General features: G+C 67.2%; 23 protein-coding genes. 9 read left to right on the forward strand and 14 right to left on the reverse strand.

The window, feature by feature from the left end:
- The first annotated feature begins 112 nt into the window (after positions 1-112).
- Positions 113-370, forward strand: a complete 258-nt coding sequence (locus tag HMPREF2914_RS06195) for a YjhX family toxin (protein ID WP_003085431.1) — start codon at positions 113-115, stop codon at positions 368-370.
- 59 nt (positions 371-429) lie between these two features.
- The gene (locus HMPREF2914_RS06200; protein ID WP_009315226.1) at positions 430-936 is read left to right on the forward strand and encodes a GNAT family N-acetyltransferase; all 507 of its coding nucleotides are present in this window, start codon (positions 430-432) and stop codon (positions 934-936) included.
- A 43-nt stretch (positions 937-979) separates the two neighbouring features.
- Here HMPREF2914_RS06200 and gloA read toward each other — a convergent pair whose 3' ends face one another.
- A complete protein-coding gene (gene gloA / locus HMPREF2914_RS06205) occupies positions 980-1,375 on the reverse strand; it encodes a lactoylglutathione lyase (protein WP_009315225.1) in 396 nt (131 codons plus the stop codon).
- 44 nt (positions 1,376-1,419) lie between these two features.
- Positions 1,420-1,716, reverse strand: a complete 297-nt coding sequence (locus tag HMPREF2914_RS06210; RefSeq protein ID WP_003085421.1) for a heme-binding protein — start codon at positions 1,714-1,716, stop codon at positions 1,420-1,422.
- A gap of 115 nt (positions 1,717-1,831) precedes the next feature.
- Between HMPREF2914_RS06210 and HMPREF2914_RS06215 the strand changes: the two genes are divergently transcribed.
- From HMPREF2914_RS06215 to HMPREF2914_RS06245, 7 genes are all read left to right on the forward strand, one after another.
- A complete protein-coding gene (locus HMPREF2914_RS06215; RefSeq protein ID WP_009315224.1) occupies positions 1,832-2,686 on the forward strand; it encodes a LysR family transcriptional regulator in 855 nt (284 codons plus the stop codon).
- Positions 2,687-2,971: 285 nt separating this feature from the next.
- Positions 2,972-3,751 (forward strand): toxA transcriptional regulator ToxR, encoded by a 780-nt coding sequence (toxR, locus tag HMPREF2914_RS06220; protein WP_023092205.1) that lies wholly within the window; start codon positions 2,972-2,974, stop codon positions 3,749-3,751.
- Positions 3,752-3,843: 92 nt separating this feature from the next.
- A complete protein-coding gene (gene catB, locus HMPREF2914_RS06225) occupies positions 3,844-4,482 on the forward strand; it encodes a type B chloramphenicol O-acetyltransferase (RefSeq protein ID WP_014603252.1) in 639 nt (212 codons plus the stop codon).
- Positions 4,483-4,724: 242 nt separating this feature from the next.
- Positions 4,725-5,624, forward strand: coding sequence for an alpha-1,6-rhamnosyltransferase (migA, locus tag HMPREF2914_RS06230; protein WP_023092206.1), 900 nt, complete (start codon positions 4,725-4,727; stop codon positions 5,622-5,624).
- Positions 5,625-5,751: 127 nt separating this feature from the next.
- Positions 5,752-7,146: an amidase gene (locus tag HMPREF2914_RS06235; protein ID WP_023092207.1), complete on the forward strand. Its 1,395-nt coding sequence runs from the start codon at positions 5,752-5,754 to the stop codon at positions 7,144-7,146.
- Between the two features lie 70 nt (positions 7,147-7,216).
- On the forward strand, positions 7,217-8,533 hold the full coding sequence (locus HMPREF2914_RS06240) for an MFS transporter (RefSeq protein ID WP_003110802.1): 1,317 nt from the start codon (positions 7,217-7,219) through the stop codon (positions 8,531-8,533).
- Positions 8,534-8,611: 78 nt separating this feature from the next.
- On the forward strand, positions 8,612-9,517 hold the full coding sequence (locus HMPREF2914_RS06245) for a sterol desaturase family protein (protein WP_023092208.1): 906 nt from the start codon (positions 8,612-8,614) through the stop codon (positions 9,515-9,517).
- Here the strand turns inward: HMPREF2914_RS06245 and HMPREF2914_RS06250 are convergent.
- From HMPREF2914_RS06250 to HMPREF2914_RS33110, 12 genes are all read right to left on the reverse strand, one after another.
- Positions 9,500-10,165, reverse strand: coding sequence for a helix-turn-helix transcriptional regulator (locus HMPREF2914_RS06250; protein WP_003085387.1), 666 nt, complete (start codon positions 10,163-10,165; stop codon positions 9,500-9,502). The genes HMPREF2914_RS06245 and HMPREF2914_RS06250 overlap by 18 nt on opposite strands.
- Before the next feature lie 71 nt (positions 10,166-10,236).
- On the reverse strand, positions 10,237-11,223 hold the full coding sequence (locus tag HMPREF2914_RS06255; protein ID WP_023092209.1) for a LysR family transcriptional regulator: 987 nt from the start codon (positions 11,221-11,223) through the stop codon (positions 10,237-10,239).
- Positions 11,224-11,232: 9 nt separating this feature from the next.
- Complete coding sequence (locus tag HMPREF2914_RS06260; protein ID WP_003110838.1) at positions 11,233-11,658, reverse strand: hypothetical protein; 426 nt, start codon at positions 11,656-11,658, stop codon at positions 11,233-11,235.
- Positions 11,658-12,602 carry a peptidylprolyl isomerase gene (locus tag HMPREF2914_RS06265; RefSeq protein WP_023092210.1) on the reverse strand — a complete coding sequence of 315 codons (945 nt, stop codon included), beginning with the start codon at positions 12,600-12,602 and terminating at the stop codon, positions 11,658-11,660. The genes HMPREF2914_RS06260 and HMPREF2914_RS06265 overlap by 1 nt, the downstream gene beginning before the upstream one ends.
- A 4-nt stretch (positions 12,603-12,606) precedes the next feature.
- Positions 12,607-13,086, reverse strand: a complete 480-nt coding sequence (locus HMPREF2914_RS06270) for a YbjN domain-containing protein (protein ID WP_003098446.1) — start codon at positions 13,084-13,086, stop codon at positions 12,607-12,609.
- Between the two features lie 28 nt (positions 13,087-13,114).
- On the reverse strand, positions 13,115-13,777 hold the full coding sequence (locus HMPREF2914_RS06275) for a hypothetical protein (protein ID WP_004348169.1): 663 nt from the start codon (positions 13,775-13,777) through the stop codon (positions 13,115-13,117).
- Between the two features lie 34 nt (positions 13,778-13,811).
- Positions 13,812-15,518 (reverse strand): putative porin, encoded by a 1,707-nt coding sequence (locus tag HMPREF2914_RS06280; protein ID WP_003110840.1) that lies wholly within the window; start codon positions 15,516-15,518, stop codon positions 13,812-13,814.
- 67 nt (positions 15,519-15,585) lie between these two features.
- Entirely contained in the window at positions 15,586-16,332 is a 747-nt protein-coding gene (locus HMPREF2914_RS06285; protein WP_003098450.1) for an energy transducer TonB family protein, read from the reverse strand.
- Between the two features lie 8 nt (positions 16,333-16,340).
- Positions 16,341-16,760 (reverse strand): ExbD/TolR family protein, encoded by a 420-nt coding sequence (locus HMPREF2914_RS06290; RefSeq protein ID WP_003085366.1) that lies wholly within the window; start codon positions 16,758-16,760, stop codon positions 16,341-16,343.
- Positions 16,761-16,770: 10 nt separating this feature from the next.
- The gene (locus HMPREF2914_RS06295; protein ID WP_003085365.1) at positions 16,771-18,618 is read right to left on the reverse strand and encodes a DUF2341 domain-containing protein; all 1,848 of its coding nucleotides are present in this window, start codon (positions 18,616-18,618) and stop codon (positions 16,771-16,773) included.
- A 23-nt stretch (positions 18,619-18,641) separates the two neighbouring features.
- Positions 18,642-20,276, reverse strand: a complete 1,635-nt coding sequence (locus HMPREF2914_RS06300) for a ShlB/FhaC/HecB family hemolysin secretion/activation protein (protein ID WP_015503474.1) — start codon at positions 20,274-20,276, stop codon at positions 18,642-18,644.
- A gap of 164 nt (positions 20,277-20,440) precedes the next feature.
- The gene (locus tag HMPREF2914_RS33110; protein WP_003085362.1) at positions 20,441-21,043 is read right to left on the reverse strand and encodes a transposase; all 603 of its coding nucleotides are present in this window, start codon (positions 21,041-21,043) and stop codon (positions 20,441-20,443) included.
- Between the last annotated feature and the right edge of the window lie 156 nt (positions 21,044-21,199).

The following is a 21,199-nucleotide window of genomic DNA, read 5'->3' on the forward strand; positions in this document are numbered from 1 at the left end:
TTCGTCATCCCGCACGAGGTGTCGCCGGTTATCTGCCTTCGCCATGGCTCGCACGCGCCTTTTCGCGCAGTGCGGCCGCGTTGTCACACCGATGATTACAGGTTCTACCGACATGAACGTTTCCAAGCCGGAACAACGGACGCTTCACGCCTTGGCCCAGGGCGGCCATATCGCCTTCCTTCGCGACGCTTCGGGCAAGATCACCCGCGTCGAGTGCTACAACCGCGACGGCCACCTGCTGCTCGACTGCACCCTGGCGGTGTTCTCCAGGCTGAAGAACAAGGGCCTGGTCCACTCCCGCCAGGGCAGGCCCTACCGGATATCCATGGCCGGGCTGAAAGCCGTGCGCCCGCAGGCGGACAATCGCTGACCCTCTTCCTTTTCCATTGCCCCCGCCGGGACAAGGCGGGGGTTCCGAGGAGTGCTTGCATGAATATTTCCATCCGTGCGGAAACGCCCGGCGACATCGACGCCATCGCTCGCCTGACCGAAGCCGCGTTCCGCAACGAAACGCACAGCAGCCATACCGAGCAGTACATCATCGACGCCCTGCGCCGTGCCGGCGCGCTGACGTTTTCGCTGGTGGCCGAAGCGAACGGCCAGGTGATCGGCCATATCGCTGCCTCACCAGTGACCATCGATGGCGAAGCGGGCGGCTGGTACGGCCTCGCGCCGCTATCGGTGGCGCCCGGGCGACAGCGCCAGGGTCTCGGTTCGCAGTTGGTCCGGCGCCTGCTTACCGAGTTGCGACTGCTGCCCGCGGGTGGCTGCGTGGTACTGGGCGAACCGACCTACTACTCGCGCTTCGGCTTTCGGGTGGAAAGCGGCCTGGCGTTGCCCGGCGTTCCCGCCGAATACTTCCAGGCACAGACCTTCAGTGGGCGCGTGGCGCGAGGAATAGTGGCCTTCCACGCCGCATTCGACGCCAGCGACTGAGCCGGAACGACAGCAGCCGCTATGTCGCCCCCTGGTCGCGGGCTCAATCGAACTGGGTACCCTTCTGGATCAGTTCCACCTTGTAGCCGTCCGGGTCTTCGAGGAAGGCGATCACGCTGCGTCCGTGCTGCATCGGCCCGGCCTCGCGGGTGACCCGATAGCCCAGCGCCCTGGCCCGGGCGCAGGTGACGGCGGCATCCCCGACTTCGATGGCCAGGTGGCCGTAGCCGTCGCCCTGGGTGTAGCCGTCCCGGTCCCAGTTGTGGGTCAACTCCAGGGCAGCGGCCGCGCACTCGTCCTGGTAGCCGACGAAGGCCAGGGTGAAGCGGCCGTCGGGATAGTCCCGGCGCCGCAGCAGACGCATGTCCAGGGCGCGGGTGTAGAACTCCAGCGCGGCCTCGAGATCGGCCACGCGGAGCATGCTGTGCAGGATTCGCATGGAAACTCTCCGTGGAGTCCGGCGGCGAGCCGCCGGAGCGGGGATCAACCCTCGACGCGGTAGCCCTTGAACAGGAAAAGCGGACCGAAGGCGTAGCTGTCGATCAGTTCGTAGAAGCGCGCGATGGTTTCGTTGCGGCAATGCTGGAGGAACGCCGCCTCGTCTTCGTACACCTCGTCGAGGTAGAAGCGGTTGCGGTTGTTCTCGTCGCGGATCACCTCGAAGCGCAGGGTGCCCGGTTCGTTCTGCAACGAGCCATTGGCATCGAACAGGCCTGCCGCGGCGAACGCTTCGCGCTTGTCGGAGGGAACGTCGAACTGAACCAGTACGTGGTAGGTCATGGAATCTTTCCTCGTGAAATGGGGTTGGAAGCGATCGCGAGGTCCATGCTAGGGTGGCCTTTTACTCATTAAAAGTAATCAATAATCAGCAAATCGCTCACTTAAAGAGAATGATGTGAAACTCTCTCAACTCGGATTCTTCTGCGCGGTGGTCGAACGCGGCACCATCGCAGCCGCGGCCGAACAGTTGCATTGCGTGCCGTCGAACATCACTACCCGCTTGCGCGAACTCGAAGGACAACTCGGCGTAGCCCTGTTCAATCGCGAAAGGAACCGCCTGCTGGTCACCCCCGAGGGCCGCCTGTTGTACCGCCATGCCCGGCGCCTGCTGGCGCTGGCCGACGAGACCGCCGCGCTGTTCGCCGGCGACCAGGCGCACGGCGCGCTACGGGTCGGCGCACTGGACGTGGCCCTGGCCAATCACCTGCCCCAGCGCCTGGCCCGCTACCGCCGTGAGTCGCCGGGCGTTGAACTGCACATCCGCCCGGAGCATTCGCTGCTGCTCGAGCGCTTGCTGATGGAGGGAGAGCTGGACCTGATCGTCACCGACGGCCCCATCGAACACCCGTTGCTGGCCAGCCGCCTGGCCTTCCGCGAGCGCCTGTTGCGGGTCACTCCCGCCGACCTGCCGGCGCCCACTCCCGAGGACCTCGCCGGCCTCGAACTCTATGTGTTCGGCCACACTTGCCACTACCGCCGCCAGGTCGACCGCTGGCTGGCGGAGAGCGCTATCCAGCCGCGGGCAACCCTGGAAATCGAGTCCTACCCGAGCCTCTTCGCCTGCATCGAGGCCGGTCTCGGCTTCGCCTGCGTGCCGGAGAGCTTCGTTGCACGCAGGCCCTCCACGCGACGGGGTTTCCATGCCGAACCGGTAGCCGGCCTGGACTCCAGCGATATCCATTTCGTCTGGCGCAAACAGCAAGCCTCACCGCTGATCCAGGGCTTCATCGACAGCATCGGCGCCGACTGACGCCAACGAACGATGCCGCAACACAAACGCACTCGGAAAAATCGGTAACAGCGGAACCACTGCACAGACCAGAGAAAAAGCCGCCACCAACCAGGCCTGGCGGCGACACCGGAAGTACCCTCGGCGGCCGATTGCCGAGCCGATCTCCTACCTGCCCCCTGGGTTTTCCGACGAAAGACCTTGATTCGTGGGAGGTAGGGTCGTCTCCGCTAGATACCCCTCAACCCTGCGTGCGGGCTCCATGCCCGAGCGCCTTGGCGAGATTTGCCCATAGAGCCATCACTTATGACTGCGACAGACAGAACGCCCCCGCCATTGAAATGGCTCTGCCTCGGCAACCGTGATGCGAACGACGGATTCGAGCTCTTCGCCCATGGCATCTATGCGAGGAACGGCGCGTTGGTCGGCAGCAAGCTCTCCCTGCGCGAACGGCGCCAGCGCGTCGACCTGTCGGCCTTCCTTTCCGGCGCACCGCCGCTGCTTGCCGAGGCGGCGGTCAAGCACCTGCTGGCGCGCCTCCTGTGCGTGCACCGGCACAACACCGACCTCGAACTGCTCGGCAAGAACTTCATTCCCCTGCATGCCAGCAGCCTGGGCAACGCCGGGGTCTGCGAGCGGCTCCTGGCGTCGGCCAGGCAATTGCAGCAGCACCAGGTTGAACTCTGCCTGCTGCTGGCCATCGACGAGCAGGAACCCGCCTCGGCGGAGTACCTGGCGTCCCTCGCCCGGCTACGCGACAGCGGCGTGCGCATCGCGCTGCACCCGCAACGCATCGATACCGACGCTCGCCAGTGCTTCGCCGAGGTCGACGCCGGCCTCTGCGATTACCTGGGCCTGGACGCGCGCCTGCTTGCCCCCGGCCCGCTGACGCGTAACCTGCGCCAGCGCAAGAGCATCGAGTACCTGAACCGGCTGCTGGTGGCACAGGACATCCAGATGCTTTGCCTCAACGTCGACAATGAGGAACTGCACCAACAAGCCAACGCACTCCCCTTCGCCTTCCGTCACGGCAGGCACTATTCGGAGCCTTTCCAGGCCTGGCCGTTCAGCAGTCCGGCCTGCTGAACGCCGATGCGCCTGCCAGCCGTCACGCCAGGCTGGCCCGCTATCCCGCCAGGCGCTACCCTTGGCGGTTTCGACGGACAGGGACGACGGTCATGGGCAACTATTTCGAGAGCCCCTTCAGGGGCAAGCTGCTCTCGGAACAGGTCAGCAACCCAAACATTCGGGTGGGGCGCTACAGCTACTACTCCGGCTACTATCACGGGCATTCCTTCGACGACTGCGCCCGCTACCTGATGCCGGACCGCGACGACGTGGACAAGCTGGTCATCGGCAGTTTCTGTTCGATCGGCAGTGGCGCCGCCTTCATCATGGCCGGCAACCAGGGACACCGCGCCGAATGGGCATCGACCTTCCCCTTCCACTTCATGCACGAAGAGCCGGCCTTCGCCGACGCCGTGAACGGCTACCAGCCAGCCGGCGACACGCTGATCGGCCATGACGTCTGGATCGGTACCGAGGCGATGTTCATGCCCGGCGTACGGGTCGGCCACGGAGCCATCATCGGCAGCCGCGCGCTGGTGACCGGCGATGTCGAGCCCTATGCCATCGTCGGCGGTAACCCGGCCCGGACCATTCGTAAGCGCTTTTCCGATGGCGATATCCAGAACCTGCTGGAAATCGCCTGGTGGGACTGGCCACTGGCCGATATCGAGGCAGCCATGCCGCTGCTGTGCGCCGGGGACATCCCCGCCTTGTACCGGCACTGGAAACAGCGCCAGGCCACGGCCTGACGGTTGGACGAAGGAGGTCGAGGATTTTTCTCGGGCCCGATGGCCTACCCTCTATGCTTCCAACGGTGTACTGTCGCGATGCCTGGCCATCCAGGCATGCGTGCCAGAGCTACTCCAGCGACCGTACCGGCGGAGCGAAACGCTGTATTTCCGCCAGCCCGTGCCGCGCACCGATCGCAGGACTTCATGACCGACGGCCCCCTGGAACGGCTACCGGGCAAGACGAGTGACAAGAACGACACATGATTGAAGAAGCCACTTCCAGCAAGCACTCAGGCACGACGGACACCCCGCTGGTATCCGTCGTAGCACCCTGCTTCAACGCGGAAAAGTACCTGGAAGAAGCCCTGCGCAGCATCTACGAGCAGGACTACCCGAATTTCGAAGTGATCATCGTCGACGACGGCTCCACCGACAACAGCTACGCCATGCTGGAGCAGTTGCAGAAAGTCCACGGTTTCCAGCTCTACCGCCAGCAGAACCAGGGCGTCAGCGCAGCGCTGAACTTCGGTCTGCAACACGCTCGCGGCGACTACGTAGCCACGCCGGACCTGGACGACATCATGCTGCCGCACTCGTTGAGCGTGCGCGCCACGTACCTCGACCAGCACCCGGAGGTCGGCTGCGTCGGCGCCCTGGTGATCTACATCGACAGCGAAGGCCAGGAAACCAAGCGGCAGAACGGCAACCGCATCCGCCAGCTGGACTTCGACTACCTGCTCGGCAACGCCTATGTCTGCGGCGCCCCGGTGTCCCTGTACCGCATGGAGGCCCTGCGCGCCGCCGGCTTCTACGATCCCGAGATCAAGGTGCAGGACTTCCAGATGACCCTGCGCATCGCCAGCCAGGGCTACCAGATCCACAAGCTGCCGGTGCTGGTCACCCGCTACCGGCGCCACCCCGACAACCTGTCGCGGCGCTACAAGGTGCTGCTCGATGCCGACCTGCGCACCATCGCGCCCTACCAGTCGCATCCCGCCTACGAGCGCGGCCGGACGGAGCTGGTCAACAAAGCCCTGAAATACGCCGTGGTCGCGGACAAGCGGCATGCCTGGCAACTGCTCCGCTCGCTGCCGCTGCGGCAGTGGAACCGCACCACCTTCCGCCGGTTGAAGCGCTTCCTTCTCCATCACGAGAGCTGAGTCCATCACCGCGAAGATTCGTCGTGCATGGGCTATACCTCCCGGATACACCTTGGTTTCGAATTGCCGCCCGACAACGGGTAGGCCGGCCGCTTGACGCCCGCGGCCGTTCTTCGAGGGAGCTTGAATGACCGCGCTGCACGACCTCCCGGGAACCCGCCTGCTGGCACTGTTCGCCCGCCGGGAACTCTCGCCTGGCGAGTACTACGAGCATCTGCTGGCCCACATCCAGCGCTGGGAACCGCATCTCAACGCGCTGTATCGCTTCGACCCGCAACGGGTTCGCGAACAGGCCGCGGCGGCCACCGAGCGCTGGCGCAAGGGACAGCCCAAAGGCCCGCTGGACGGGCTGCCGGTAACCATCAAGGAGCTGATCGCCACCGCTGGCGAACCTATCCCATTGGGCAGCGCCGCCACCGCCCTGCAACCCGCGCCCTGCGACGCGCCGCCGGCCGCTCGGCTGCGCGAAGCCGGCGCGATCGTCCTGGCCAAGACTACGGTTCCAGACTTCGGCATGCTTTCATCCGGCCTCTCCAGCTTCCACGGAGTCACCCGCAATCCCTGGAACCTGGCCAACAATACCGGCGGCTCCAGTTCGGGCGCGGCAGCGGCGGCCGCCGCCGGCTACGGACCGCTGCACCTGGGCACCGACATCGGCGGCTCGGTGCGACTGCCGGCGGGCTGGTGCGGCCTGGTGGGCTTCAAGCCAAGCCTCGGGCGGATCCCCATCGACCCTTACTACACCGGTCGCTGCGCCGGTCCGATGACCCGCTGCATGGACGACTGCCTGCTGCTGATGCGCTACCTCGCGCAGCCCGACGCCCGCGACGCCACCAGCCTGCCGCCGGAAGTGCTGGACTGGAGCGCCGAGCCGCTGTCGGTGCGCGGCCTGAGGGTCGGCCTGCAACTCGACCCCGGCTGCGGCCTGCAGCCCGACGCGGAAATCCGCGCCGCGATCGAGGTCGCGGCGCGGCTGTTCGAGGAGCACGGCGCCCAGCTCAGGATCGTCGAACCGCTGATGGACCGGAGCCTGCTCGACGGCCTGAACGACTTCTGGCGCGCCCGCCTGTGGAGCGAACTGCTGCTCCTCGACGAGACGCGGCGGGCCAGGGTGCTGCCCTATGTCCACGCCTGGGCCGAGGGCGGCGCACGGGTCAGCGGGGTCGATGCGGTGCGCGGTTTCAACCAGACCTTCGAGATGCGCCGGCGCGCCGCCCGGCTGTTCGGCGAGATCGACCTGCTGCTGACGCCGACCAACCAGGTCGAGGCCTTCCCCGCCGACTGGGCCTCGTCGCTGAACGATCCGCAGCGGCCGTTCGAGCACATCGTCTTCACCGTGCCGTGGAATATGGGCGAACAGCCCGCGCTCTCGATAAACTGCGGCTTCACGGCCGCCGGCATGCCGATCGGCCTGCAACTGGTCGCGCCGCGCTTCGCCGATACCTGGCTGTTGCGCATCGGCAAGACCTACGAAGGCTGGCGCGGTCCGATCCACGGCTGGCCACGGCCGCCGGCTGACTGAAGCCGGCAGCCGCTCGTCGCTCGGCTCCAGGCCTGAGTGTTTCAGTCGTCACTCCGAGAGGGCCTTCGCCATGCGCTCCCCCACCCGTCCCCCGGCGGCCGCCGATCCGGCCAGCCGCCGCAGCGTCTTTGCCGTGGTCCTCGGCAACGCCGTGGAATTCTTCGACTTCGGGGTCTATGCCACCTTCGCGGTGATGATCGGACGGACTTTCTTCCCCTCCGACAGCGCCTTCGTCAGCCTGCTCCTGTCGGTCACCGCGTTCGGCGTCGGCTTCGTCATCCGCCCCCTCGGCGCGATCCTTATCGGCGCCTACGCCGACCGCGCCGGGCGCAAGCCGGCGATGCTCCTTACCCTGTTCCTGATGGCGCTGGGCACCGGCGGCATCGCGGTGCTCCCCGGCTACGACAGCATCGGCCCGGCCGCGCCGCTGCTGCTGGTGTTGACCCGCCTGCTGCAAGGCCTGGCCTGGGGCGGCGAGGCCGGGCCGGCGACCACCTACATCCTCGAGGCGGCACCGCCGCACAAGCGCGGCACCTACGCCTGCTGGCAGGTCGTGGCGCAAGGCATCGCGGCGGTCGCCGCCGGGCTGATGGGCTACCTGCTCACCCTCTGGCTCGACGAGCGCCAACTGCAGGAATGGGGCTGGCGGATTCCCTTCGCGGCCGGCCTGCTGGTCCTGCCGATCGGCCTGTACATCCGCCTCAACCTGGCCGAGACCTTTTCCGGACGCGGCCGCCAGGCCAGCACCCGGAGCCTGCTCGGCGAGTTGTTCGGCAATCATCGGCGGGCCCTGCTGCTCGGCCTGCTGATCCTCTCCGGAAGCACCATCACCCAGTACTTCCTCAACTACATGACCACCTTCGCCCTTACCGAGCTACACCTGCCGGCGGGCATCGCGATGCTCTCGACGCTGGTCGCCGGCGCCGCACTGGCGCTCTCGGCGTTGCTCGGCGGCGTGCTCTGCGACCGCTACGGGCGCCGCGCCGTGCTGATCCTGCCGCGCCTGGCGCTGCTCGCGGTGCTGTTCCCGGCACTGCAGGCAATGACCCGTCACCCCGAGCCGGCAGTCTTCCTCGCCGTCCTCGCCCTGCTCTCGGCCCTGCATGGCATGAGCGGCGCGGCGCTGATCGTGCTGCTGGTAGAAAGCTTCCCGCGGGCGCTGCGCTCCACCGGTTTTTCCCTGGTCTATGCGACCGGCGTCGCCGCGTTCGGCGGCACCGCGCAGATCGTGGTGACCTGGCTGATCGGCGTCACCGGCAATCCGCTGTCGCCGCTGGGCTACCTGCTGCTGGCCAACCTGGTCTGCCTGGGTGGGGCCTGGCTGGCCCGCGAGACCTGGCCGGGTCGCGGGGACATGGGAGGCGCGCCGCTGGTGCTGCGCGACTGAGAACTTGCGCGGTTCGTTCAAGCGCCGCCGGCCTGTCGCGAGCGACGCTGGGGACCTCATTCATCCGGAGGTCCCACCATGCAGTTCTTCCTGCGCTACGCCTACGCGCCCCTCTTCTGGTCCGGCTTCATCGGCCTGGCGACCTGGCAGGTCGGCTATCGCCAGGCTTCCCACGCCTGGCTGGTCGCCCTGTTCCTCGGGGCGCTCGGCCTGTCCTTTCTCGCCGAACGACGACTGCCCTACCAGCCACGCTGGAACCGGCCGCACGCCGACCGCCTGCGCGATGTCCTGCACGCGTCGGTCAACGAAAGCCTGAACGCACTTGGCATCCTCGCCCTGCCACTGCTGGCCGGAGTCCTGGGCTTCTGGCCGGTATGGCCGCAGGCCTGGCCGCTGTGGCTGCAACTGCTGCTGGCGATCGTCCTGGCCGATCTCGGCATCACCCTGATGCACTACACCAGCCACCGTTCGGCGCTGCTTTGGCGGCTGCACGCGGTGCACCATAGCGTGCAGCGCCTGTACGGTTTCAACGGTCTGATGAAACATCCCCTGCACCTGGGCCTGGAAGCGCTCGGCGGCACCCTGCCGCTGTTGCTGCTCGGCGTGCCGCAGACGGTCGCCGCGCTGCTCGCCTTCGCCATCGGCATCCAGTTGCTGCTGCAACACAGCAACGTCGACATGTGCATCGGCGGGTTACGCCATGTGTTCGCCTGGGCACCGCTGCATCGCCTGCACCACATCCGCTACGGGCGCGCCGGCGACGTCAACTTCGCGCTGTTCTTCAGCGTCTGGGACCGCCTGCTCGGCACCGCCCTCCATCGTCCCGACTACCGCCTGGACAGCACCGACATGGGCATCGGCGACCAGCCTGACTATCCCCGCGACTATGCCGGCCAGTTGCTCGCGCCATTCCGCGACCTGCCACGCAGCAGGCACGTCCCACAGCCGCCGGAAGGATTGGGGCGTTCAGCCGGCCAGGCGTAGGTGCGGCAGCGACAGGCCGGCGCGGATACCGAGCAGGCTGCGTACGCTGCGCGACAGGTGCGCGGCGTCGGCGAAGCCGGCGTGATGGGCCGCCTCGGTCAGGCTGCGCCCCTGCAAAGCCAGGGCGAAGGCCAGGTACAGGCGGCGCCAGAGCACCAGGCGGCGTACCGACAGGCCGACCTGGACGGCGAACAGCCGCTCTAGTTGGCTCAGCGAAAGACTGGCGCTGCGCGCCAGTCTTTCCGCCTCGACCCGCGCCGCGAGTTGCTCGTCGAGCGCCGCCAGGGCCTTTTCGACGCGGCGGTCGAGCCGTCGACGAGGCAGCCGCGCAAGCCGCCCCAGCAACGCCTCGGGCTCGCCGGGAGCGTCCTCGAGAAGCTGACGCAGGTCGTCGCTGTCGAACGCCAGCGGCTCGGCGTACAGCGCCAGCAACGGCTGCGACGCGTCGACGCGATGGGCTTGCAGCGAGGGCACCAGCAAGCGCCGGGCCTCCAGTACCTGGCCAGCGACGCGCACCCGCAGCGGCGTCTCCGCCAGCAGCAACTGGTGGGCATAGTGAGCGTGCTCGCGGGTATCGCCGTTGACCCCGGCGAACAGCGCGTGGTCCCGCGCCAGCCAGACCTCGCCCTGCCAATGCCGCTCCGTCATCGCGTACCTTCCGTCAACCGTTCCGTGGCGAAACGGTGTCGGCTATGGCGACCGCCGTCAAGCCCGCAAGGTCAGCGTCCGAACCAGTCGCGCCGGTCGTCGAAGGCGTGCTCGATCAGATCGAGCAAGGCACGCACCTCCACGCGGTTCTCCGCTTCCGGCTGCACGCTCATCCAGACTTCCCGCCGCATCGGCTCGTCGAAGACCTGCGGCAACGCCGCCAGGTTGCGCTCCAGGCGTCCGGCGTAATGCGGCAGCAGGCCGATGCAGGCGCCCCAGAGGATCGCCTGTAGCAGCAGGTCGTGGCTCTGTACCTCGATCACTCCCGACTGGCGAGCCGCCACCCGCCGGTTCCAGGGCGCCAGGGCGGCGCTGGTGGCCTGGCCGTGGAGCTGCGCCAGCAGGTAGTCGTCCAGCTCGTCCTCGCTGGCCGGCCGCGTGCGCTCGCGCGAATAGCGCTTGCCGATGTGCGGCTGGTACTCCAGCTCGGCGATGCGCGCCGGTGCGGCGAAGTGGCCTTCCATCGGCGGATGCGGCTGCCCCGGATCGGCGATCCAGATGGCGATCTCCGCCGGCCCTGCGCTTTCCGGCCAACCCTCGCGCAACTCGGCGAGGGCTACGCGCAGGTTGGCGTTCTTGCGCAGGTAGCCCCACAGCTCGCGACTGAGCACATCGTGCAGGACGCTTTCGGCCACCGCCAGGCGCACCAGCGGCTGTTGCCGGTGAAGATCGGCGTGGCTCTGGCTGTCCTCGACCAGGCGCTGCCCGGCGGCCTGGACGATGCGGCCCTCGCGGGTCAGCGAGAGGGCGTTGCCCTCATGCACGAACAGATGCAGGCCGAGGCGCTCCTCGAGCCGGGCCAGGGTCTTGCGCAGCAGCGTCGGCTTGACGTCCAGGCTGCGCGCAGCCTGCATGAAACAGCCGCAACGGGCGGTGACCAGGAAGAAATGCACCACCTCCAGAGAACCGAACAGCTCGTGCCAATAGGCACGGTCGTCGCGTCCCTGCGCGGGCCTGAGCAGTGCCGGGCGCTGCCCGGCGGACTCCGATAGGGCCATGCTTCCTCGCTAGCGTCCAGGCATGAGGCGAATCCGCAGTTCGATCGGCTGCGGCATGTGTTCCGGCGGCGGCAGGCGCAACGAACGGTCCATCAGCGCGCGCCGCAGTTCATTCTCGATCGGCTCGGCGTCGCTGCGCAGGCAGGCGAGACGGACGATCCAGCCGCGTTCGTCGAGCCAGACCCGCAGGTCGATGTCGGTATTCGGCAACTGCCCCGCCGCACGCCGCGACTCCAGGAAGGCCAGCAGCCGCGGCGCGGTTTCGGCGTCTTCGCCCAGGCGCTGCTGGACCTGCTCGCCGAGCCATGCGGCATAGGCGCCCCAGAGCCGCTGGCGTTCGTCGCGGAACCGCTCGGGCTCGCCGAACAGCCAACTGCGCAGGTGCCGCCAGCGGCTCGCCCGCGGCCCACGCCTGGCCTCCGGGATGCCGTCCATCAGTGCAGTTCCGCCAGGGTCTTGCCGAGCAACGCGCCGTCGATGCTCAGGGTAGCGTTGTTCACCAGGCCATCCAGGTAGGCCTTGGCGATCTGCTCCTGGCGTTGCGCGCGCAGGCTTTCGCGCAGGCGACCACGGACCTCGTCGAGGGTGGCGAGGCGGGCGTCGCGACGCTCGGTCAGCTTGACCAGGTGGAAACCGTTGGCGCCCTGGATCGGCTCGGACACCGCGCCGACCTTCAGCCGTTCCAGCGCCGGACGGATCGCCGGCAGCAGTTGCGCCTGCGCCAGCAACCCACCGATGTCGCCGCCGTTGCGGGCGGTCTGCGGGTCGTCGGAATGCTTGCGCGCCAGTTCGGCAAAGTCGCCGTCCGCGGCCTGCCGGTAGAGTTCCTGGGCGCGCTTGCGCGCTTCGGCAAGCCCGCCGGCCGCAGAGGCGGCGATGAAGATCTGGCTGACCCGGTACAGCGCCGGTACAGCCAGTTGCGCCTTGTTCGCCTGGTAGGCGGCCTGCAGTTCGGCATCGCTGGGGTAGTCCTCGGGCACCGTGCTCACCGACTCCAGGTAGGTACGCAGGACGATCTGCCGCGCCGCCGCATCGATCAGCGTCTTCACCTGCGGACGCTGTTGCCAGTCCTGGGCGCTGGCCTGCTCGTAGAGCGCCTTCTCGGCCAGTCGCGCACGCATCCAGCGCTCCAGCGCGTCGCGGTTCTCGCTCAACTGCACGCGGGTTTCCGCCGGCACCTCGGCCAGCAGCGCCTTCAGTTCGTCCGGCGCCACCTGCAAGGCGCCGAGGCGGGCCACCGCGGGCTCCGCGGCGGCGCTGGCAGATGGCTTGGCAAGCGCGGCCTGGGCCTGGCCCGCGCCGCCGTCCTCGCGCTGGCCACAGCCGGCGAGAACGGCAAGCGCGAACGCCAGGATGCCGCAACGAAATGCCGGCCGCATCGGCTCAGGCCTCGCCATCGACGGGTTGACCGGCATCCTGCGCCATGCCCTGCTGCTCCGCGGCCAGGCGGCTGTAGTCGCGCAGATAGGCGATGAACTCCTGCAGCAGGCGATCCCACAGTTCGATATGGCTACGCAGGTTGGCCGGGCTGACGCCGCCGGCGACGATCACGTCCATTTCCATCACCAGGAACTCGCCCTGCTGCGACAGGCGGCCGAAGCGCCGGCTGAGATTCCAGCGCTCGGTCAGCCCGGCGGGCAATTCGCCCTGCACGCGCAGGGCGCAGCTGAAGGTGAAGTCGAGGTAGCTCGCCGGCGTCGCCGCCGGATTGCCGAAGCGCACCGCGTAGCCGATTCCCTGGCTGGCGCTGAGCAGTTGCACGACGCCGTTCTGCTCGCTGCGGTTGACCCGATAGCCGGCCTCCTGCAAGGCCTCGGTCAGGCTGTCGACGGAAAGGTGTTCGATCAGGGTGATGTCGTTCATGTCCGGGTTCCTGGTTTGCTATCGGATTTCACTGGGCGAGCGCCGCCTGGCGGTTCTCGACCTGGGTCTTGTAGAGGTCGTCGCCGAGCTTCTGCGCCATCTCTTCGAATTTCACCCGCGCACCGCTGGCGAACGGTTGGCGGATCTTCATCACCTCGGCGACGCTGACGTTCTCGTAGGCGCCGAGGATCTCCTTGGCCACGCCATACATCTCCCGATTCTTCGCGGTGCACTGCTGCAACTGCTGGTCGTGCTCGCGGAACGCCAGGTCGAGCTTCTGCCGCTCGGCCTCCTTGGCTCGCGCCATGACCAGCAACTCGTCGTAGGCCTGCTTGTACTTGCCCAGTTGCTCGTTGCTCGCCTCGACCATCTGCCGCGCCCGGTCGTGCAAGCCCTGTTGCTGGGCCGAGAGCTGCTCGGCCTGGCCCTTGGCCCGGGCCAGCTCGGCGCTCAGTTGCTTGACCTGGGCCAGCGCCGCATCGCGCTGGCTTTCCAGCGCGGCTTTCGCCGCGGTGGCCTGGGCCTGTTCGGTCTGCAGCGCCTGGAGTTGCTGGGTGGTGCTGCGCAACTGGGTGCGCAGGCGTTCCTCCAGGCTGTCGGCGTAGGCCGCCTGGCTGGCGTAGGCGGCGAAGGCGGCCCCGGCGAGCAGCGCCTGGGCCCAGATCGGTAATGAGAAAGGTCGCGTGTTCATGGTCTGCCTCTTCATGGTCTGCCTCGAGGAGCGCTCAGAAGCGCGTGTTGACCTCGAGTTGCAGGACGTCGATGGAGAACGGTGCGCCGTAGACCTCGTCGGAGCTGAGCCAGCGCGCGGTACCGTAGACGCGCTTGTCGAAGCCATAGCTGGCGCCGAGGATGTAGCCCTTGGCGTTGGTCCCGCCAAGGTGGAAGGTGGAATCGTTGAAACCGTCCGGCAGGGCATCCGGCTGGATGTACTTGTAGGCGGCGAAGACCTGCCAGTCGCCGGCGTCGCGCATGTCCAGGGCGTTGCCCAGGGTGAACTGGAGCATCCAGGCGTTCGCCCCGCTCTTGATGTCGCCATCGGAGCCGAGGTTGTTGGCGATCTGCGCCACACCGCCGGCGCGCTTGCGCATGTCGCCCTCGTCGTAGCCCAGGTTGTGCACGTAGTTGCCGGCCACCCGCAGCTTGAAGTCGTTGGGCAGCTCGGCATCCCAGCCGAGGTTCAGGTCGAGCAGGTTGAACTCCGAGGCCAGGCCGACGTACTGCGGGTTCGGCGTGTTCGCCGGGTCGGCCGGGTTGGGCACGATGTCGCGCAGGAGGAACACCGTGTTGCCCTTCTGCATGAAGGTCGGTCGGCTGCCGTCGGTGTCGCACTCCGGATCTCCCGCCCAGGGCCGGCAGGGGCTGGAACGCCGCCCTTCGATATCGTCGAAGCGGTAGTAGGCCAGCGCGCCGGTAAGGCTGTGCTGCGGGTTGATCTTCCAGGTGGCGCCCAATTGCGCGCCGTACATCCACTTGTTGTCGCTGTCTTCCTTGTCGAAACCGTTCGACGAGGCGGTGTCCGAGCTGTACTCCACGGGGAACGCGCCGACCGTGCCGAACAGCGAGACATCGCGGCTCAGCGGCTGGTTGAAGATCGCCGCCACGCCGTCGAAGTTGAGGTCGTTGGAATACAACAGGTCGGTGGACAGGAACGGATTGGCGATCCGCCCGCCGGTCAGGCTCAGGCGCTCGCTGGGCTTCCAGGTCAGGTAGCCCTGGTCGAGCCAGAGGTCCTTCTTGCCGAAGCCGCCGCCGAGGGTCTGGGTGGTCGACACCGGGTTGTTGTCCGAACCGGTGCCGATGCGGATGCCGGCGCTCCAGCTTTCCGACAGCGCCGCCTTGAGGCCGAAGCGCGCGCGCAGGCGCAGCAGGCTGTCGCGGTCCTCGCGGGTATTGAGCAGCGGCGGCAGGCCCGAGCTGGTATTCGGGTTGACGTCATAGGGACCGTCGTCGTTGAGTTCGGCGAAGTCGGTGATCTGGTTGCTGTTGCCGTTGCCGAAGGAGCGCGACTCGTAGCGCAGGCGCACGTCGCCGTCGAAACTGATGCGCGAGGCCCAGTCCGGGAAGGCGTTGGGCTGCGCCCAGTTCTCCGCCTTGGCCTGGGTCATTACCTCGGCCTTCACTTCGTCGCGGATCTGGTCGCGCACCACCTGCGGGATATAGGGTACGCGGACCTCCCCGGGGACCGCGGCGACGGCCGCCGCGGGCGCCACGGCCTGGCGCGCCTGCTGGGCCTGCAACGCCTCGGCCTCGGCCTGCCTGACCAGCGCATCGGCCTGTTCCTTCTTCAACACGCCCTGCTGTACCAACAGGCGGATCAGGTTGATCGTGGCGTTCTCCGAGGGCGCCGGCGGCTGGGCCTGCGCCTGGCCGGCCAGCGCGGCGAGCATGACGCCCATCCCCAGCGCCAGTCGGTTCACTTTCGCGTTCATCTGTGTACGGCTCCTAAGGTCCTTCAAGGCAGTCGCCTGCCGGAAATCGTTCTGGGTTGGCGTCTTCTCATCCCGGCCGCTTGCCCTGCAGGGCGATGCGCACCGGCAGGGTCAGCGAAGCCGGCGGGCGTTCTTCCAGGCGGCCGGCGGCGCGCAGCGCGGCCAGCACCTTCTGGTCGGTCTCGGGGTCGCCGCTGGAGCGGGTCAGTTCGGCCCGGGTGATATCCCCCGAGGAACTCAGCCAGATCTCCGCCTGCAGGCGGAACGCCAGGTTGCGCAGCTCCGGGTTGTCCCGCAGCAGGCGCTGGAAGGCGTAGGCCAGGTACTGGCTATAGCTGGCGTTGCCGGCGCGACCGCCGCCGGAACCGGCCATCCCGCCGCCCTTGCCGGCGCCGATGTTGAAAGCGTCGGAGCCGGACTGGGCGTCGCCATCCATCTGCATCGGGTCGGCCAGGTCGTCGGCCGGCGACGGCGGCGCTTCCTCCTGCGGCTTGACCTCCTCCAGTTCGGGTTGCGGTTCCGGCTCGACGATCTTTTCCTCTTCCACCGGCTGCTCCGGTTCCGGCGGTTTTTCCGGCGGCGGCGGAGGCGGTGGCGGCAGCGGGATGATCGCCGGCACCTTGGGCGCCTCGCGGCGCACGCCGCTCATGTCGTTGGCCCACTCCCAGACCAGCCAGGCGAGGCCGGCGAGCAGCAGCGCGCCGAGGCCCCACTTGAGGTAGCGCAGGGTCGGGTTCGCCGGGCGGCCGTCGATGGACAGCGGCGCGGCATTTTTCGGCTCGGGGGTGTGCTTGGGATCGGCGGACATGTTCATCCCGGGCCTCAGGTCGGTTTGCCGGTGACCAGGCCGACCTGGGACAGCTCCAGGCGGCGCAGCAGGTCGAGGACCTCGATGACCTTCTGGTACTGCACCGTGGCGTCGCCGCGGACCACTACCGGGAAGTCGGGGTTGAGGGCCTTCTCCGTACGCAGGCGGTCCTCCAGCTCGGGCAGGGTCACCGGGTAGGCGTCGAGGAACACCTGGCCGGCATCGTTCACCGAGATCGCCTTGGTCTTGGGCTGCGACAGCGCCACGGTGGCACTGGCCTTCGGCAGGTTGATCTGGATCCCGGCGACCTGGGCGGTGGCAGTGAGGATGAACATCACCAGCACCACCATCAGCACGTCCACCAGCGGGGTGATGTTGATGCTGTCGACGGCGCCGTCGTCGTCATCGTCGTGGCTGCTGTTCACGGAAGCCATGGCGTTCTCCTCAGGCCGGCAACGGCTGGCCGTTGCGACGATGGGCCACTTCGCTGAGCTGGCTTTCGCCATGCACCTCGGCGAGGCGGGTGACGAACTCGTCGACGAACACCCGCATGTCCGCGCTGACTTCCTTGTTCCGCGTGACCAGGCGGTTGTAGCCGAACAACGCGGGGATCGCGACGAACAGGCCCATGGCCGTGGCCAGCAGGGCGGCGGCCATGCCCGGGGCGATGGCATTGATGTTGACGTCGCCGGCCATGGCGGTGCCGAGGAACACCACCATGATCCCCAGCACGGTGCCGAGCAGGCCGATGTAGGGGCCGCCGGCGATGGCGTTGGACAGGCTCGACAGGCGCGAGCCGAGCTGCTGGTTCTCCTTGGTGCGCACGCCGTCCATGGAGGCGCGGATCGCCTCGATGGTGGCCGCGGAGACGGAAGAGGTGTCGGCGCCCTGCTCGCGGCGGGTGCGGATCTCCTTCACCGCCACCTGGTACAGGCGCCACAGCGAGGAGTGTTGCAGGCGGGCGGCCAGCTCGCGGTCGTCGGCGAGCAGTTCCAGGCGCGTGCCGACCTCGGCGAAGCGCTCGCGGAACAGCCCGTTGGCGCGACTGACACGGCCGACGTTCTGGTTCTTGCGGTACATGATGACCCACGACTGGACCATCATCAGCGCCAGGATCGCGATGATCACCCAGGCATCCAGCGGCACTGCGTTGAGCAGGAAGCCGAGCTTGCCGAAGCCGAAGCCGGACTGCTTCTCGTCGACCCCGTAGGCCACCAGGCGCGACTCGGCGCCCTGGGCGGTGGCGTCGGCGAGGAGCAGCGCCGCCGGGCGGGCGATCTTCGACAGGCGCAACTCGTCGATGGCGCCCTGGAAGGGTTGCAGGGTCGGCGCCGCGGCGCTCGCCTCACCTTCCCCGCTTGCCGCTTCGGTGGCGACCGCAGGCGCGGCCTGGCCTTCCGCGCCGATGGCGATCGCACCGCTGAACGCCGGCAGCGCCGCCGCCAGGCTGGCGACTTCGCGACCGCCGAGATACAGCGCCAGCCGGGTACCGTCGGCGACCAGCGCCAGGTGCTGCCATTGCCCCTGCGCCAGGGCCTGGCTGGCGGCAGCGCGCTGACCGTTCAGCTCGACGAAGGGCGCGCCCTGGGCCAGGCCGACCAACAGAGCGTTGCCGCCTTCGCGGCGCGACAGCAGGACCTGTTCGCCGGCCAGTTGGTCGGGACGCACCCAGCCGCTGAAGCTGAAGGTGCCACCGGCGCTCACCGCCAGCGATGGGCTGGCCGGCAGCAGCAGCGGCTGGCCCAGCAGTTGCGCGGAGCGACCGATGACGCCCTCCACCGGACTGCCGGCGGCGGTCTGCGCATTGTTGGCGTAGGCGGTGGAGTCCCGCGGCGGAGTGCCCGGCGCACCGTCGAAGTGATAGACCAGGGTGTAGTCCGGGTCGAACACCGACTGGCCGTTGCCGCTCTCCGGCGCCTTGGCGTTGCCGTAGTACATCCAGATGTCCTGGCGCTGGCCACCCTCCACCCGCGGCACGTCGACCCAGATCAGGGCCATGCCCATCAGCGGGTCGAAGCTCTCGACCTGGTGGCGCAACACGGTCTTGTCGTCGGCGGCGACGAAGCGGATGTCCGAGCCGTTCTCGTTGACCCCGTCGAAGGTGAAGTTGCCGGTATGCAGGCGCACCAGCAACGGCAGGCGACCGAGACTCTCGTTGATCGCCGCGCCTTGCGGGGTGGTATCGACCGAGACCTGCTTGCGGTACTGCCAGTCGTCCTGCCACCAGGCACTGGCGCTGGCCGGGGCCAGCAGGCCCAGGCAGATCAGCGATGTCAGCAATAAGCGATACATGTGGGGTTACTCCGGGGTCAGCGTCAGAAGCTCGCCTGCACGCTGAAATGCAGGCGCGAGTCGTGTTTGTCGGTGTTCGTCCCTTCCAGCAGCGGGAAGGCCCAGTCGAGGCTGCCGGACAGCCAGTCGGCGAGTTGCGCGCGGGTGCCGATGCCGACGCTGGCCAGGCTGAAGTCGTCGTCCTGCTCGGGCAGCGCATCCTGCAGGCGCAGTTGCGCGCCCTCGGCGAACACGTAGAAGCGCCAGTCGTTGACATAGCTGCCGGCGCGCTTGCCGAGGAAGCGTCCGAGGGACGGCGTACGCCATTCCTGGGAGAGCAGGTAGCCGTCGTCGGCGGTGTTCTCCGCCGCCAGGTAGCCACGCACGCTGGTGGCACCGCCGGCAGCGAACTGTTCGTTGGAGATCAGCGGCCCGGAGGCGAGCTGGAAGGCCGCCTTGGTCGCCACCTGCCAGTCGCCGCCGAAGGTCAGGGTGTGGTTGAGATCGCCCTTGAGCACACCGAAGCCGGACTTGGCGCGATAACGCTTGCGGTCGAATTCCTCGTCGTCGTCGCCGTAGCCGAGGAGACTGCCGGTACCGGCCACCAGGCTCAGGCCGAGGGCCAACTGGGAACGTTCGGTGTAGCGGAAGCCGTTGTAGCTGAGGGTCAGCGGGGCGTACTTGATCGGCACCCTGTCGTTGTTGCCGCCGATCCGGGTCTGTTCCTCGAAGTCCTTGAAGTCGACGCCGAAGGAGAACGAGTGCGACCAGAGGCCGGTGACCGGCAGGCTGTAGATCGCCGCGACGCCATAGGAATGGCCCTGGCCGACCACATTCATGCTGCCCACCGTGGCCACGTCGCTGTCGGACTGGTAGCCGGACAGCTGCACGCTCCAGCGCTGGCTCAGCGGCGCGGTGTAGGAGCCGGACCAGACCTTGGCGTTGTCCTGGTCCTGCGGCGCGGTGAAATAGGTCAGCGAGATGGCGTGGCCGAGTTGCCAGAGGTTGTCGTAGCCCAGCGAAACCACCGAGCGCAAGTGACGGGTGTCGGCGCTGTAGTCGTTGTTCAGGCCGATGCTGGCGTGCCAGGGATTCTTGTCTTCCACCTGCAGGTCGACGTCCATGGTGCCGGGCCGCTGGCCCTCGCGCACCATCGGCAGCACCTGGCGGCCGGGGGTGCGGTTGACCTGCGCCAGCTCGCGCTGAACCTGGGCGAAGTCGGGTACCTTGCCCTCCTCCAGGGCCGGCACTTCCTCGCGCAACTCCACCGGCGAATAGTGCTTGGCGCCGACCACCCGAACGCGACCGACAGTGGTCTCGGTGACCTGCAGGTAGACCACCCCGCCGCTCACCTGCTGCTCCGGCAGCTCGACGTAGACCGACTGGTAGCCCTTCTCCTGGTAGGCGGCCTGCAGCGCATCGCGCGCCCCCTCGATGTCGCCCAGGCTGCGCTGCGGTCCAAGGAAGGGATACACCGCCGCCTCGATGGCGCGGTTGTCCAGCACGGTGTTGCCGCGTACCACGTACTCGTTGATGTCCACCAGACGCTGGGGCTCGGCTCCCGCCGCGGCGGGAGGGGCCTCGTCGGCCAGCGAAGCGCACGACAATGCGACAGCCAGGCAACCGATCGACCAGCGCTGGCGAAACGGGTGCGCACAATTGAACAGCGAACGCTTCACACGGTCCCCCGAAGTTCCATCGGGACTTATTGTTCTAATGCAACAAGTCCGTTCATCGAACAGTTCTATGAAAGACAACAAACTAGCGATGACGCATGAACAACCTGTTAAAAACAGCGCCCCGCCCTTATGAAATTTCGTTCTTCTCTATTTTCACTTTCGCGCTAGATATTCAGCCGTCGCGCTCCGCCATGGCGCGCTTGCCATGTATGCAACAAGGCGAAGTTCAGGGAGAATTCCGGCATCTGCATGAGATCCCCGGAAATCACTTCCCCGATAATCCTGCCTATTATCCTTACCGCCTCCGCGCTGTTCAGCAGGACGGTTATATCGCCGACGAAAACCGGAAAACTCCAGATCTTCTGCTTCATTTCCAGGCCGACGAACCAGCGATACAGCAGGTTGTAGTTCAATTGCTCGTACAACTGCTGCTCGCTGGGAATCGCGTACAGCAGTTGCAGCAGCAGCGCATGGATCAGCGGCTCCGGGGCCAACTGCATGCCATGTTCGCGGGCGAGCGCCGAGAGGACTTTCGCCTCTTCGCCAAGGAGACTTTCTATTTGCGGTTTCAGCAACGCCAGGGAATGTCCCGGCGGTATATAGCTGGACACTTCCTTGAGCGCACCCTGCCAATCTTCCTGGGACACTATCCAGACCCATGGCGCCCCATATCGATAAACCGATACCGGTTTCTTGCGTGCGGCTTCGACGATCTTCGATAGGCGCTGGTCAAGTTCCTGCATACCGACTTTCGAGTAACTTTCCATCAATACTCACCGTCCTTCGCCGTATTCACCGGTGTGACCACGGCCGTTAGCGGATACTGTTCTCTTGTTTCAGAGCGGAACGCGTCTTGCTCGAACGACACGCTCATTTCCAGCAACCGGTCAGCGCAACCGGGAAATGGCCGATTCCTTTCGTTC

Source organism: Pseudomonas sp. HMSC067G02 (genome assembly GCF_001813485.1).
Classification (GTDB): domain Bacteria; phylum Pseudomonadota; class Gammaproteobacteria; order Pseudomonadales; family Pseudomonadaceae; genus Pseudomonas; species Pseudomonas aeruginosa.